The sequence below is a fragment of the Streptomyces sp. NPDC056161 genome, assembly GCF_042268025.1.
Lineage (GTDB): Bacteria > Actinomycetota > Actinomycetes > Streptomycetales > Streptomycetaceae > Streptomyces.
On sequence record NZ_JBHJUV010000055.1, the window covers coordinates 19095 to 33379 of the forward strand.

General features: G+C 69.7%; 16 protein-coding genes. All 16 read left to right on the forward strand.

The genetic code is table 11. The features are described 5' to 3' along the window. Positions 1-28 precede the first annotated feature (28 nt). Positions 29-277, forward strand: coding sequence for a hypothetical protein (locus ACFC09_RS36490; protein ID WP_124286974.1), 249 nt, complete (start codon positions 29-31; stop codon positions 275-277). A 146-nt stretch (positions 278-423) separates the two neighbouring features. Then, positions 424-828 (forward strand): hypothetical protein, encoded by a 405-nt coding sequence (locus ACFC09_RS36495; protein WP_376535666.1) that lies wholly within the window; start codon positions 424-426, stop codon positions 826-828. Between the two features lie 14 nt (positions 829-842). After that, on the forward strand, positions 843-3389 hold the full coding sequence (locus ACFC09_RS36500) for an ATP-binding protein (RefSeq protein WP_376535668.1): 2547 nt from the start codon (positions 843-845) through the stop codon (positions 3387-3389). 8 nt (positions 3390-3397) lie between these two features. Beyond that, the gene (locus tag ACFC09_RS36505) at positions 3398-4000 is read left to right on the forward strand and encodes a hypothetical protein (protein WP_376535670.1); all 603 of its coding nucleotides are present in this window, start codon (positions 3398-3400) and stop codon (positions 3998-4000) included. Positions 4001-4004: 4 nt separating this feature from the next. Next, a complete protein-coding gene (locus ACFC09_RS36510; protein WP_376535672.1) occupies positions 4005-6134 on the forward strand; it encodes a hypothetical protein in 2130 nt (709 codons plus the stop codon). Continuing rightward, complete coding sequence (locus ACFC09_RS36515) at positions 6135-6932, forward strand: hypothetical protein (RefSeq protein WP_030794421.1); 798 nt, start codon at positions 6135-6137, stop codon at positions 6930-6932. 1 nt (position 6933) lies between these two features. After that, positions 6934-8157: a peptidase M23 gene (locus ACFC09_RS36520; RefSeq protein WP_376535675.1), complete on the forward strand. Its 1224-nt coding sequence runs from the start codon at positions 6934-6936 to the stop codon at positions 8155-8157. A 56-nt stretch (positions 8158-8213) separates the two neighbouring features. Further along, positions 8214-8630 (forward strand): Lsr2 family protein, encoded by a 417-nt coding sequence (locus tag ACFC09_RS36525; RefSeq protein ID WP_376535677.1) that lies wholly within the window; start codon positions 8214-8216, stop codon positions 8628-8630. A gap of 25 nt (positions 8631-8655) precedes the next feature. Continuing rightward, entirely contained in the window at positions 8656-9039 is a 384-nt protein-coding gene (locus tag ACFC09_RS36530) for a hypothetical protein (RefSeq protein WP_376535679.1), read from the forward strand. Positions 9040-9051: 12 nt separating this feature from the next. Further along, positions 9052-9924, forward strand: coding sequence for a hypothetical protein (locus ACFC09_RS36535; RefSeq protein ID WP_376535681.1), 873 nt, complete (start codon positions 9052-9054; stop codon positions 9922-9924). Between the two features lie 27 nt (positions 9925-9951). Next, entirely contained in the window at positions 9952-10704 is a 753-nt protein-coding gene (locus ACFC09_RS36540) for a nuclease-related domain-containing protein (protein WP_376535683.1), read from the forward strand. 98 nt (positions 10705-10802) lie between these two features. Further along, positions 10803-11408, forward strand: coding sequence for a hypothetical protein (locus ACFC09_RS36545; RefSeq protein ID WP_376535685.1), 606 nt, complete (start codon positions 10803-10805; stop codon positions 11406-11408). Between the two features lie 142 nt (positions 11409-11550). Next, positions 11551-13221, forward strand: a complete 1671-nt coding sequence (locus ACFC09_RS36550; protein ID WP_376535687.1) for a hypothetical protein — start codon at positions 11551-11553, stop codon at positions 13219-13221. Further along, complete coding sequence (locus tag ACFC09_RS36555) at positions 13221-13550, forward strand: hypothetical protein (RefSeq protein WP_376535689.1); 330 nt, start codon at positions 13221-13223, stop codon at positions 13548-13550. The genes ACFC09_RS36550 and ACFC09_RS36555 overlap by 1 nt, the downstream gene beginning before the upstream one ends. 116 nt (positions 13551-13666) lie before the next feature. Beyond that, positions 13667-13939 (forward strand): hypothetical protein, encoded by a 273-nt coding sequence (locus tag ACFC09_RS36560; protein ID WP_376535691.1) that lies wholly within the window; start codon positions 13667-13669, stop codon positions 13937-13939. Between the two features lie 14 nt (positions 13940-13953). Beyond that, positions 13954-14190, forward strand: coding sequence for a hypothetical protein (locus tag ACFC09_RS36565; RefSeq protein WP_030794391.1), 237 nt, complete (start codon positions 13954-13956; stop codon positions 14188-14190). Positions 14191-14285 lie beyond the last annotated feature (95 nt).

The following is a 14285-nucleotide window of genomic DNA, read 5'->3' on the forward strand; positions in this document are numbered from 1 at the left end:
GAAGGAACCAAACGAGGGGATACGAGGCATGTCTGCCGACACGGTGACGCTGGCGCTGACCAGCGGCGCAGACCTGAAGACGTGGGTCTTCCTGATCGCGGGAAACATCTTCCTGATCATCCTGGTGGTCCGAGCGATCGGCCACTACGCCAAGCGCGAGTGGGGTGAGCTGATCGGCCACGTCATCACCGGCATCCTGGTGGCCGGGTTCGTCTTCGCCACCGACACCACGAAGAACATGTTCGTGGAGATCTTCAACAAGGTCGCGGGCGCGTGAGCAGGGTCGGACACACGTACACGCGCCATTTCGATCTTGAAACTCGCCAGCACGAGATCTTCGGCATGGACCTGGGCGAAGGCCCCTCGCGCCGAATGTTGGTCACAGGCGTAGTCGTTTACGTCCTGTGGACCGGTTCTCTCCTGATGCTGTTCGGGCTACCCAGCCAGCTGACGTTCACGCTGTACTTCGCGCCTCCGGCAGTGATCACGTACTACGGGGCCCAGCGCAGCCGGAGGAACGAGCGCCGGTGGAACCTCACCCAATGGGCGCTGTGGGTCCGGTACATGACGCTGGGACACCGGCCCGTGATCAACGGCGGGCGCCGTGCGGCCGAGAGGCACGAGTGGATGCCGCTGCGTGCCCGGCTCGGTGAGCGTGCCGAGGCGTTTGTCGAACTGCCCGGCATGGGCGCCTTCGAGAGCGCGCTCGGCAAGGACGCGCCCCGGCCCACTGCCGGCCGGGCCGTCCCGTTCGACTCCAAGACCCGGATGTACGGGCCGGACGCGGTGTACCGCGCCCGCAAGCGCACCGGCGGCAAGCCGCAGTAAAGAGGGGTACGGGGATGAAGATCACGAAGGCAGTCGGGAAGTTCCTCGGAGTCGCGGGGGACCGGTCGGCGCCGCCGCCGCGATACCTGGCTCTGGCGGACGGACTCACGGTGACGGAGACCCACGCGGAGGCGTGGTACGTCCTGTCCAGCAGCAACACCGACCTGATGTCGGAGACGGCGCGGGACGCCGAACACGACCAGGCATCCAGTGCGCTCGCCCGCACGCTCGCCGGGCACGACTGCCACCTGCGGATACTCTGGAGCCCGCTGAACGCGGCGGACTACCGCGTCGAGGCCGAGGAGCTGTTCACCGCCGGGAACTACGCCGCGTGGGCGGACGCCCGGGTGGAACGGCTCGATGACCTTGCCCTCTCCCAGCGTCAGCTACTGCTGGGTGTCCGCATCCAAGAGCGCTCGGGACAGACGCAGGCCCGCAGCCGCAGCGGTGTGCAGGACGCCTTCGGCATCAGGAAGACGGGCATTCCTCAGCGCGAGCTGGCTCGGCTCGATGCGCTCGCGCGCCGGCTCGGGCGCCAGTTGGAGACGACCCCGTGGCGGGCCAAGCCCGCCCCGGTCGAGGTCCTGGCCTGGATGGTCGCGCGGGAACAGCACCGGGCCACGAGCCTGCCGACGCCGAACTCCGCAGGTGTGATCTCCGGGGCGAAGTTGGCCGCCCTCACCCGCGGCCGTGTCGTCCCCTACCCGGACCACGTGCGCGTGATGGACGCCCAGGGCGAAGTCGCCGCCTGGACCAGTGTCCTGACGATGGACTCCTTCCCCGAAGAGATGGAGTCCCCGGGGCCGGGGGAGTGGCTGCGGACGGTCAGCGAGATCACGTACGTACCCGAGTACGACGAGGACGGCGTCGACCCCGATGTTCAGATCCTCCCCGTCAACCCCGAACCGTCCGTGCGCTTCAAGGTCCTGCACCGGCGGGACGCGCTGAAGCTGACCGAGGAGACACGGAAACTAGCCAAGGAGCAGGGCGACTCCGCTGCCCAGCACTCCGCCGCCACCCCCGCCGCCGACATCATCGAGACCGAAGAGACGATGACCCAGCTCGCGCGCGACATGAAGCGCGAGGACGTCACCCTGCTGGAGGACCACCCCCGGCTGGTCGTCTCCAGCGACGTCTCCCTGGAGGACCTGCGCTCGAAGATCGACGCGGTCACCACCCACTACGGCGGTCTCGGCATCGAGGTTTCCGTCGGCACCGAGGAACAGAAGGAACTCTGGCTGGAGACGCTGCCGGGCGACAAGGTCCGCGTCCCTGACCTCTCCCACATCCGTACCGTGAGCGCGCTCGCCGGATCGTGGTTCTGGGGCGGCGCCTCCGTCGGTGACGACACCGGCCCAGTGATCGGCTACCTCACCGGCTCCACCCCCGGCCTGGTCCGAAACGACCTGACCGGCGGCAGCCAGCGCGGCGACGCGACCACCACGGCGTTCATCGGCCGAAGCGGACGCGGCAAGACGACCGCGATGATGATGTCCCTGCTGGACGCCGCGTTCCGCGGCAGCTTCGTCCTGGCGCTCGACTTCAAGGGCGACATGGGTGGTCTGGTCGCGGCCGGCCGCCGCTACGGCCTGAACGCGCACCTGGTCGAGACCGGCGCCCAGTACGCCGGTGTCGCTGACCTGTTCACCCTGCTGACCGGCGAGAGCGCCGAGCGGGCCCAGACCGAAGTTCCCGCACAGCTGGGCATCGCCCTCCCTCAGCACCTGCGGATGCGCGGCGCCGAGACTCCGATCCAGTCGGCCGTCAACGAGGTGATCGCCGCCGGGGAACCGCGGGTGTGGAAGGTCATCGAGCACCTGCGCCAGTCCACCGACGAGCTGTCCAGGGAGACCGGGCAGGCCCTGTACGAACTCGCGCAGACGGGCTTGGGCGCACCGTTCATGGGCAGGGCCACCGGCGACAACATGTTCATGCGGCCCCAACCGGGCATCTGGGTGGTGCAGATCCCCGGCATCTCCCTGCCTGCCCCGGACGACGACCGCGAGGACTGGTCCGTGCACCAGCGGCTCAGCGTCGCCCTGGTCCACTCGATGCTCGCGTTCGGCATCTCGATGGCCGGCCGGAAGGACCTGCGCGGCCTGCGCAAGGCCATTGCGGTCCCCGAGGTGCATGTGCTGACCGCGACCCGCGAGGGAAGCAGCTTCCTCCAGTACATCGCGAGGGTCGGCAGGGCACTCCAAACCGCCCTGGTCATCGACACGCAGGACCCGGAATCGCTGGCCAAGTTGGTCGGGTTGGTCGAGCAGATCACCACCATGTTCGGATTCCAGCTCACGACCTCTGAGCAGCAGGACGCTCTTGCGACCCTGCTCGACCTGCCCACGGGTGAGCACACCCGGGCGCTGATCCAGGCCATCGGCATTGGCTTCGATCAGGAGATCCGCCACGGCCACGCGATCATGCGCGACCGCCGATTCCAGTCCGCCACCGTCCAGTTCGACGTCCCGTCGGCCGAGCTGCTGGAACTGCTGAGCACGACACCGGAGGTCGACACCGGTGGGGCCGACCTGACCAAGGAACCGCAGGGGGTAGGGGTATGAAGCGGGCAATGATCATTGCCGCCGCGGCGGCCGTCACCGTTCTCGCCGCCGGGTGCTCATCTCACGACGAGGGGGAGAAGGGCGAGTCCGGCGACGGTGGTGGCGCCTCCGACACCACGGCGGCCGCGGTGCAGACCGCCCGGACCTACCAGAGCGCCGTCAACGGTGACGACTGGGCGAAGGCGTGCGGCCTGCGGACCGAGCGCTACCGGCACGGCTCCGTGAAGGAGTGCGTCGCCGACAACGCGCCGAAGACCCAGAGCCCGGAGCCGAGTCCGACCGAGTCCGACGAGTTCCCGCCGCTTCGCCGGGCGGACGGCTCTGTCGTGCGCGGCAAGCCGAAGCCGAGCGCCAGCGGCCCGGACCGGGCGGAGACGGGGGAGGTCAAGGCCAGCGGGCCGCAGAGCGTCCCCGCCATCGGTGACCACCCGGCCGGCACGGGCGTACGGGTCGAGTACACCGTCACCTGGCCCGACTCCACCACCACCAGCCGCAAGGCCCTGCGCGTCGTACAGCAGGGCGACACCTGGCTGGTCGACCAGTCCGAGGACATCGCCGAGTCCGACGAGGCGCACGGCAATCCGGTCCACGACGCACTGATGAGGGGATGACGTCGTGATCAGTCTCGAACCGCCGAAGAAGTACCGCTTCAGCGTGTTGAAGCTGCTGATCCGGCTGCAGAACTTCCGGCTGCCCCGCAAGCGAACGATCCTGATCCCCCTGGTGGGGATCTACGTGACGCTGATGGTCACCGCGCAGTCGGCATGGGCGAAGGACTACACCCCAGTCGGCATCGGTGACCTTCTGCCCTCCGTTGACATCCCGTACACGAAGGGACAGGGGACGCTGTACGAGGAGTACGGCAACCCCCTGCTCTACACGGTCACCGACGACTACGGCATGTGGGACGTCATGGACCCCATGCTGGAGATCCCCGCGATCATCTGCATGGCCCTCACCGCCGTGATCGGCTCCGCCGCCGTCACGATCGTGCAGTGGATCTTCAACGTGACCACGATCCCGCCGCTGGAGAACGCGATCACCGCCTCCGTGGGCGGCGCGGCGAAGACGCTCACCGAGACGCTGCTGCCCTCCGCGATGGTGATCGGCGCCCTGGTCGCGTGGGCCAACCACCGCCGGGCTGCCGGATCGGGCCTGTCCCAGTTGGGCTGGGTAGCGGTCTCGACCATCTTCTCCATTTCGCTGCTGATGGCCCCGCAGACCTGGGTCAACGGGATTGACTCCGCCCGCAACGTCGGCTCCAGCGTTGCCATGAACGCGACCTCCGCCGGCCTGGGCGACGGCACGAAGGAGCCCATCGACCTCGGCCACAAGACCACGTACGGCAACAACGAGCGCGACAACATGCTGCGGAAGTCGAGCGATGCCGTCTGGCGGACGTACGTCGTCACCCCGTGGTGCGTGGTCGAGTTCGGCAGCCTGGATGCCTGCAAGGCCGAGGGCAAGGGGCTGCTGGACGCGGGCATCAGCCCGGAGAAGCGCAAGGAGCACATGAAGGACGTGGGCGACCGCATCGGGGGTGACTCGAACTCCTGGGTCGACGGCCACAACCCGGTAGGCCGCATGATGGTCGCCATCCCGGCCCTGATCTGCGTGATCCTGTTCGCGGCCCTGGTCCTGATGCTGGCGTTCGCGAGTCTGGCGTCCCTGCTCGGCGCCCTGATGATGCTGGTGACCGGAGTGATTTTCGCCTGCCTGTGGATCATTCCAGGCAGGCCCAGGACGTGGGGCGTCCGCTGGTTCGACTTCCTCCTCGGCTACACCCTGCAGAGCGGCATCGCCACGATGACCCTCGGCTCGGTCCTGGTCGTGACCACTGCGTCCACCAAGATGATGGGGGAGTACGGCTATGCGGCCGCCGCCGGAATCAGCATCGCCACTGCCATCGTCGCGTTCAAGTTCCGCAGCGTTCTGGAGTCCATCGTCGGTGTCACTGGCCTAACCAGTCCGGCCGCCGCTGTCGGCGGACTGCTCGCCGCCCGTGCGGCAGGCAAGGCCGGTTGGGGTATCACCAAGGGACTCGGCCGCGGACTCGCGGGGATGCGTCTTCCGCGTATGCCCCGTATGCCCCGCCGCAGCGGTGGTGGAGGCGGCGGTAACGCCGACAGGCCGACGACCCCGCAGCTTCCGCCGGGCGGCAACCCGGGTGCCCTGGCCGGTACCCGCCGCCCCATGCCGCCGCTGCCCTCCGGCCAGACGGCAGGCGCCGCACTGCCGAACAGCGGCAGCCGCAAGGAAGTCGGTCCCCTCACCAGCCGTCCGGAACTGCCGTCGTCCACCGCGCCGGCCCGCGGCCGGTCCGTTGCCGACGGCCCGGCCAAGGCCGTCCCGGGCACCCGCCGCCCGGCGGAGGTCGGAGGCACCCGCCGCCCGGCGGAGGTCGGGGGCTCGGTGCCCCGTCAGGCACTGCCCGCCGCAAGCGGCTCCGCGCAGGCGGCGGCGAACAGCACGAGCCGTCCGGCAGCGGGAGCGGCCAGCCGTCCGTCCCCGACGCTGCGGACCGAGAACAGCGGCGCCAGCTACACCTTCCGGCAGGGTCCGAAGACGGGCACCTCCGCGCCGAAGGTCATTCCGCACAAGGTGGTCCGCTCGACACCGAACCGTCCCGGCGGTTCCACCGGGCCCAACCCCACCCGGCCGGAGAACCGCAGCCGGGCCCGCAGTCGCGGCCGCGGCCGGGGTCTGTCCGTGCCGACCGTGACGCGCCGCAACGGGGGGAACTAAGTGGCTGACGACGACAAGAAGCCGCGTACGCCCGCGGACTTCCGCGAGCTGCTGCAGGAGGTCTACGAGGTCCCGGAGGTCGAGGAAGGGGGCAAGCGGCGCCAGCGTCGCAAGGCCCGCCGCCAAGCCCGCCGTACGGCGAAGACCAACCGCAAGACGACGATGAAACAGGTATTGGAGGAGGAGCGGGCCAAGGAGCCCATGAACCCTGCCGGTGCCGCCCTGATCATCGTCGTCATCCTGGTCGTGGGATTCGGTGCCACGAAGTGGATCACCGGGGACGACAAGGGACAGCAGAGCGTCAGCACCGCCCCGAGTGCCACCGCCGCCGATCCCGCCGGCGGGGGCACGACGGCGAGCTCGCCGCCGAGCCCTTCCGCATCGGCGTCGCCGTCCGCCTCGCTTCCGGCCGTGGACTTGAGCGCGCCGGAGAAGACGGCGGAGGGCTGGGGCCGGGTTTACATGACCCGCAACCCGCCGGTCGACAGGGAGCACGAGACCGTGGTCGAGCGGGCGGCTCCGTGGATGACCGAGGCTCTGGCCCGCAATCTCGCGGGCACCCGAGACAGCCTGTGGGACAACCTGATCTCCAACGGCGGGGTGTCCACCGTGACCGGGGTCGAGGTGGGCAAGGCCGACGAGAAGCTGGGCATCGATACCCCGCTACGGGCCTGGCGGGAGGTCAAGGTCAAGACCGTCATCGAGGGCTACAAGAAGTACGACAAGACCTATGTCTTCCAGGCGGAGATGACGCGCGACGGCGACCAGTGGCGCGTGTCGAGGGTGCTGGGGGTCTGACGTGAATTCGCGCCAGGCCGCCATGCTGGCCTCGGGGGTGGCGCGTCGGGGGGCGGCGCTGAAACTCGTCGTCCCCGCCGGCATCCTCTTCTTCTGCTTCCTGATAGGACTCGGGATCGTCGGCGGCATCGCCGGTAGCTCCCAGGCGTCCGCCGCGTCCTGCGGCGGCGCCGGTCTGCCCGATGCCCAGTACGAGAACGACGACGAGAGCGACGACGGGGGCAGCAAGGACAGCACCGACGGTCTCCACGCCCAGCAGATAGACAACGCCAAGACGATCGACAGGGTGGCCGCTCAGGGCGGCCTGCCCGGACGCGCAACCCTGGTCGCGCTGATGACCGCGCTCCAGGAGAGCACGCTCATCAACCTTGACCACGGTCCCGGCGACTCCGTGGGCCTGTTCCAGCAGAAGCCGCAGTACGGGTGGGGCACCAAGGAACAGATCATGAAGCCCGAGTACGCGGCGAAGATGTTCTTCTTCGGAGCGGACAGCGGCAGCCCCCGCGGCCTGACGGACGTCAAGGGCTGGGAGTCGATGGCGCTGGAGAAGGCCGCCGAAGCCGTCCAGCACTCCGAGCAGGGCGAGCTGTACGCCGGCCAGGAGTCCGAGGCCCGCCGGATCGCCAAGGAAGCCGGTATCAACCTCGCGCACCCCGGCCGGGCGGACAGCCAGCCGACCGACGGCCCATCCGGCAGCACGGCCAACCCGTCCGACGCCCCGAGCGGAGCCCCTACGGAGCGGTGCGAGAACGAGGACGACCAGCAGGACGGACCGGCCCCGAAGCCGGGCACCGCGTTCCACGACGGCAACGCCAACTGGCCCGCCCAGGTGAAGAACCCCCGGTCCACCGCCGACGCCGTGAAGTGGGCGCGGAGGGAGGCCGACAGCGGGTCCACCGAGTGGTACCGCAAGTGCCTCGCCTTCGTCGCGATCTCGTACGGGTGGTCATTCTCCGGAACGAACTACGCCATAGACCACTACTGGGAAATGCCCTCCACAATGCGTCACAACCGGGACCGCAACCCCCCGGTGGGCGCCCTCATGTACTGGAGCACCGACAGCCGGGCCGGACACGTCGCCATCTACGTCGGCAACGGCGAGATCGCATCCAACGACATCCGCTCTCCCGGCCGGATTTCGATCGTCCCGGCCACCGACATTGAGTCGAAATGGGGTGCTACGTACCAGGGTTGGGCGCCTCCGTACTTCCCCAAGGGTGGATAACCCGTGGCATGTCAGTGCTTTTTGAGATGATCTAGAGCAGAGCAAAGGAGACGGGTGTGGCAGATCGGCTGATCCTGGTTGACGACCTGGACGAGGAGAGCATCAAGGGCGTTGAGCGGATCGACTTCACGTGGCGTGGGACGGAGTACGAGGTCGACCTCAACCCGGAACATCTGGCGGAGTACGACGAAGCCCTCGCTCCGCTGCTGAAGGTGGCCCGGGTGAAGCAGGGCGCCGGCCGCAAGGGGCGCAAGGCGGCGAAGCCCAAGTCCGAGACGGCGGCCGAGACGAAGAAGGTCCGCGACTGGGCCAAGGCGAACGGGCACGAGGTGCCCGACCGCGGCCCGGTCCCGGCGGCGGTCCGCGAGGCGTACGCCCGAGCCCAGGCCGAGCCGGGGCCGAGCGTCCCGCCGCAGGGCACACAGGATGACGCCGCCGAGCCCGCGACCCAGAACCCCTATGCCGGTCGCTGATCCGAAGGGACGCACCCGGCCCTCCGTGGCCTGGCGGCCCCTGACCGAAGAGGCAGCGAAGAGGCTGACCGAAGAGGCGGCCTGCTTCGTCTGGCTCAACCTCACCACGGGGGAGCTGGACGTGCGCGCGACCGACGAGTTCGCGGCCTGCCCCCCGTGGCTGGTGGCCGTGTGTTGGACGCTCCGCTGGCCCGTTGCCCCGCTACCCGCGGACCGGGCCAACAAGCTGATGGACGAGATCGCCCCCCACGCTCAGCACCTGATCGACGCCACCAGCACCGAACTGCCCGACCGCGAGCGGCCGGGAACCGTTCTGTACTACGGCGCCGGGCCCGCGCTCGACGCCATCCAGAGGTGCTGTGCCGCCACGTGGACCGACCCGGACCGGCTGCACGCGAATACGCTGTAAGGAAGTGGCCCGATGCCTGTTGTGACCGACCATGACGCCGTCCCCCTGACCCCGGTCTACACGATCGTGATCCGCGAGAGCGGTGAGGCCAGCGTCGACGGGCATCCAGTGGACACCCTTCCCGGCCAGGACGCCCGCGACGCCGCCCTGGCGCACATCCAGGAGAAGGCTGCCCGGCTCGATCGACCGGTCCGCGTCAACGCCAAGGAGCCGGACGGTAGCACCTGGCCCCTGATTGTCGACTGGGACGGTGAGGTGACGCCGCTCGAACAGCCTCACCCGGCGCCGCCGGCCCCGCCTGCAGCACGCAGAGCTCCCGAGCCGCCTCCCGCCGCCGCCCCCGTCCACCTTCCCCCGCCCACCGGCGAACCGGTCATCCCCAGCCCGCCCCCGGCCGCCCCCGGCGTCGACTGGATGGCGCCCCTGCCTCCCGAGTACCGGGAGATGCTGGACGCGGTGAGGTCCGCGGATGTAGCGGGCAACCTGCCAGCCGCCGAGGTCGCGGCCAAGGATCTCGAAGAGGCGCTGGACGACGCGTACGGAGCCTCGCACCCCTACACCGTGAACGTCGTCGCGGTCAGGGCCAACCTGGCATTGCGCAGGGCGGCGTGGGCCACCAGCCTGGAACTCCACATGCGCGCGGCCTGGCTCCGGCATGACCAGCAGGCCCCCCGGGACGAGACGCTGCGGCTGGCCCGCAACGCGCACTTCTGCTGGAAGCACCTGGTCGCCCAGTGCCCCAAGCACCCAGGGACCCACGACCCCGCCCAGGCCCAGCAGCGCGTCCAGGACCTCCTTCGCGTGCTCCGGCACGTCGACGTCGAGCCGATCATCATCACCACGACCGAGGAGTGGGCGGCGAAACTGCTGCCCGTTGCCTCCTGACGCACCACCACGAGACGGGGAAGACGGATGGCGATCCGTGTGGGACCGGGCCAGTCGGCCCAGCAGGAGTACAAGCGGCGTCTCCGGTCCTGGAGGGCGTCGGCACGGCGGCGGTTCCTCATCGGGCTGGCCCCCGTACTCGCCCTCGCCGGGGTGCTGGAGTGGTGGATCGGCTGGCACGGCATCGGTGTCCCGCTGTTCGGCCACATCGCTGCCCTCGCCGTCGTCCTCGCGTGGTGCGGAACCCTCACGGCCCCTCAGCACGTACGGGCCTGGCGGTCCGGCGCGGAAGGCGAGCGCCGGACCGCGCGGATGCTCGCCCCGCTGGCCCGCCGCGGCGCGGTCATCCTCCACGACCGCGCACTCGGCAAGGTCGCGAACCTGGACCATCTCGCCATCGGGCACTGGGGGATTGCCTGCATCAACACCAAGAACTGGCAGGCCAAAGGGGCGCGTGTCGCCGTCAGCCCCGACGGCGGAACCCTGTGGTACGGCGCCCACGCCCAGAACCGCGAGGTGGCGAAAGCCCACGGTGAAGCGAGGCAGGCAGCCGCCGCCCTCCGGCGCCCGCTGGACGGGCTGCCGGTCGACGTCCGGCCGATCATCGCCGTACACGGGGCTCCGGTTGGCCGTCGCGGCATCTTGGTCTTCGACGGCGTGGTGGTCATCGAGGCCCGACGCCTTCGCGGCTACCTGCGCAAACAGCATCGCGTCCTCTCGCCGGCCGAGGTCGCCCAGGCCGGGCAGGCAGCCGACCAGGCCCTTCCCCCGAAGGAATAGAACGCCGCTTCGCCAGGAAGTCGAACAAACCATGCCAATGGCCCGGGAGTCTTTCCGGGTCATTGGCATGTGGGTTTCCCGAACGGTTTAATGGGTGTATGGCAGCAACGCAGCGCGTCACCGTCCACATGTCCGAGGATCTTGCTGCACGGATCAGCAGTACCGCCAGGTCGTACCGGCTGGCTGAAAAAACCTGGCGTCGCCTTTCCCTGCTAAACGCGAGAGATTCCCGAGAGCGTAAGAAGATTCGAGTAGAGGCAGAATTGCGCCGCAGAACGGAGTGGCCGACAGAGGATCATCTTGTCGAAGCCTGTGTTCGTGGCCGCATGGCGCAGCCGGACCTTGCCCGCGACTGGCGCCCGCTGACCGAGGAGGAGAAGGCCGAGCTGTCGTTGCCCGGCATGTGGCCCGGATCGGAGCGGCCGGGGGAGGACTTCGGGACTCCCTTCGCCTGCACGCTCGACTATGACCTGGTCTGGCGTGCGCGCACGGCCGCATGGCGGATCAGTGAGCCGTGGATCGAGGAGATCCTGAGGCAGGGGCTGGGCAACCTGCGCGGGCTCACCGAGGAACAGCGTGACCGGCGGGCCGCGCTCGGTGCCCATGTGCTCACCTTCGGCGCCATCGTCCGGCAAGGGATCGCGGACCACTGGCCCACCAAGGGCGTTTTGCAAACTGAATCACGAAAGGGTTCTGACCAATAACGTTATTTTGACTCAACATATCCGCGGATCGTTTCCGAGCCGCCTTTCTGACCGATTGCCGATTCTGCTTGTCAAGCGCCACCGGTACTGCTATCCATGAAATGGCTTCGGTGAAGTCAGCGAGAAATGGAAGGCTCTTAAGATGTCCGAAGAGGTGGCGGTCGCGGCGCAAAAGGCGCGGCCGAAAGTGGTCAACGGAACACAGTTGGCGGCCGAACTGGGCATCGAGCCCTGGATGGTCACCCGGGCACAGGAGCTGGGACTCATCCCGCCCCGAGACAAGTCCAAGGGGTGGTCGCGCGAGGCAGCCGACGCGCTCGCTCCGCGGGTCGAGGAGATCTGCGAGGGCATCGCGGACCGCGAGGGGTACGGCGCCCGGCGTACGGCCGAGCTGCTGGCCGAGCTGACCGGACTCGCAGTCGAGTCCGCCGACGTACCGCCCCTGGCCGAGAAGACCAGGTTGCGCGTCGTGGATAAGTACAAGGGCTGGGATCTCTACTCGGTACGCGACGCGCGGGCCCTCGCGGCGTCCGACGACGCCAAGGCGCTGATGACCGAGCTGATCGCCGCTCGGCAGGAGGCGAAGGCCCGCAGCGAGGCCGAGTGGATCGCGTGGGTCGAGGTGAGTCTGCCGCCCGACGAGGCAGCCGGCCGTCTGGGGTGGAAGGTGGCCGAGCTGAAGCAGGTCGCCCAGGACGGGCGGATCAGCGCGGGGAGGGGCGGGCGGTTCGCCGTCGAGGACCTGGACGTGCTCGCCGCGGACGAGGAACTGTGCGAAAAGGTGACGGGGGACCGGCTGATCCGGGCCGACGAGGCGGCCGGACTGCTGGAGATCCGGTATCCCACCGACTGGCAGCACGTGGTGGCCGCAGGCTGGATCACCCCGGCTTCCCACGTAGAGGCCCGGGTCGGCAAGCGCCGGTGGATCGACGTCCCGCTGTTCCGGACCCGCGACGTCGAGGGCCTGCGGGATCTTCCGGGTGTGCCGTGGGAGGAGGTCCGCGCGGTACGACCCGGAGAACCGAGTCCGCTGCGCGAGTACAGCCGGGTGACGACCCGCGCCGAGGCGATCCACGCCTTCGCCGCCGCCGTCGCCGACCGGCACCAGGTCGAGGTGTGGGCCTTCCACGACGACCGCACCGGCGCGTGGGCACTGGACTGGGCCCGCAACGACCAGGACGGCCCGACGCGCGAGCAGGTCGCCGCCGAGCTCCGTGCCGACCAGCAGGCCGCCCGCTACCGCGCGGACGTCACGGTCGGCGGCACCCGGTGGGGCCAGCGCGCACGTCGCGCACGCGAGATCCTGGCGGCGGACACGGCGGTGCTGCTGTGCACCAGGTCCTCCGGGCAACCGACCAACGATGCCGAGACGACCGAGATCACCGAGATCGCCGTCATGGACGCCTCCACCGGCAAGGTGCTGCTGGACCGCCGGGTGAAGCCGTCCGTCCCACTGGGGGAGCGGTACGCCGGAGGGCTCTCCGACGAGGATCTGGCGGACGCCTCCCCGTGGGAGCGCGTACTGGTCCGGGTGCGGGACGTGACCCGGAACCGCCTGATCGTCCCGGGCCGGCCGGGAGAGGACCAGAAGCTGATCGCGGCCGACACCGCGCGGGCGGGCAAGCGCCCGATGCACCTCGCCGCCGACGAATCCTGGGCCCTGCGCCAGGGGGACGACCCGGTCACCCCGGTCAGGGGACTGCCTGCGGTGAAGGGGTGCGAGTACGTACGCGAGGAGCTGTTGCGGCGGTCCCGCGCCCGCGGCCGCGCTCACCTCCCCGAGGCCGCTGTCCGCCAGGAGGTGACCCGCTGATGGCCGAGATCCGGATCATGGGCGCGAGCGTCGAGGAACAGGAACAGGTCACGGACCTGATCAGGAAGGCCCTCGCGGCGTACCCGGTACCGGTCGCCGTGGACGAACCGCGCCGTCTGCAGAACCGGCGGTCCGAACCCGGTACCCCCGCCTACCGGATCGTCTTCACCGTCATCCCCGCTCCCGCTCCCGCCCCGGCGCCGGCCGCCGAGGAGCACACCGTGCGCGTCGAGCGGGAGGAGCCCGCCCGCCGAGGAGACCGCCGCGGCGGACGCCCGATGAGCGGGCGCCGGAACCGCCCCGCCCTTCCTCCGGGCACCGGCCGGTAGCCGCCGGGACTGTCGGTCGTATCCCACACGGGCCCTTGCCGCCGCTACTCTGGGGGCGAGGGCCCGGCGACCGTTCCGGAGCCCCGTGCCACGGGAAGGCGGTGACCATGCGCGAGGTGACGAATCCTGGCGAGGGGGAGTGGACCCCGGACGCCATCGCTCACGCCCTGACGCCGGTCCAGCGGATGGAGTTCATGCGTCAGCTGAACCTCACCCCGTTCAGCGAGCTGGAAGCCCTCGGTGCCCGGTGGCGGAAGCTCATCGAGGACCTGCGGGCCGGAGCCGCGAAGGCCCCCGAGGTCCTGGACTACCAGCGTCAGCACGGCGGCGCTCTGCCGCCGGAGTACACGGACGTCACCGAGCTGATCAGCGAGCGGCGGGTCGCGTGAACTACCGGCTCTACATGGACCCCACGCAACACGAGGTCTACCGGAGCCTGCCCGAGCGGGCCCGCGACCGCCTGGCCCGCTTTCTGCTCGACTCGCTCACTGACCCCATCACCGCGACCGAGCCGTACGGCGACGTCGATGACGGCGTGGTGCGGCTGTGGGCCGCCGGGGACCTGGCGGTGGTGCTGATGGTCGGCGCCGAGACCAAGACCGTCACGGTGCTCAGCATCGCGTACGCCGGCCTGGACTGACGACGAACGACGAGGGGCTTCTCCTGCTACCCCCGCGGGGGTAGCAGGAGAAGCCCCTCGGTGTCTTCAACACCCTTCCGCGGGCGGACCGATCA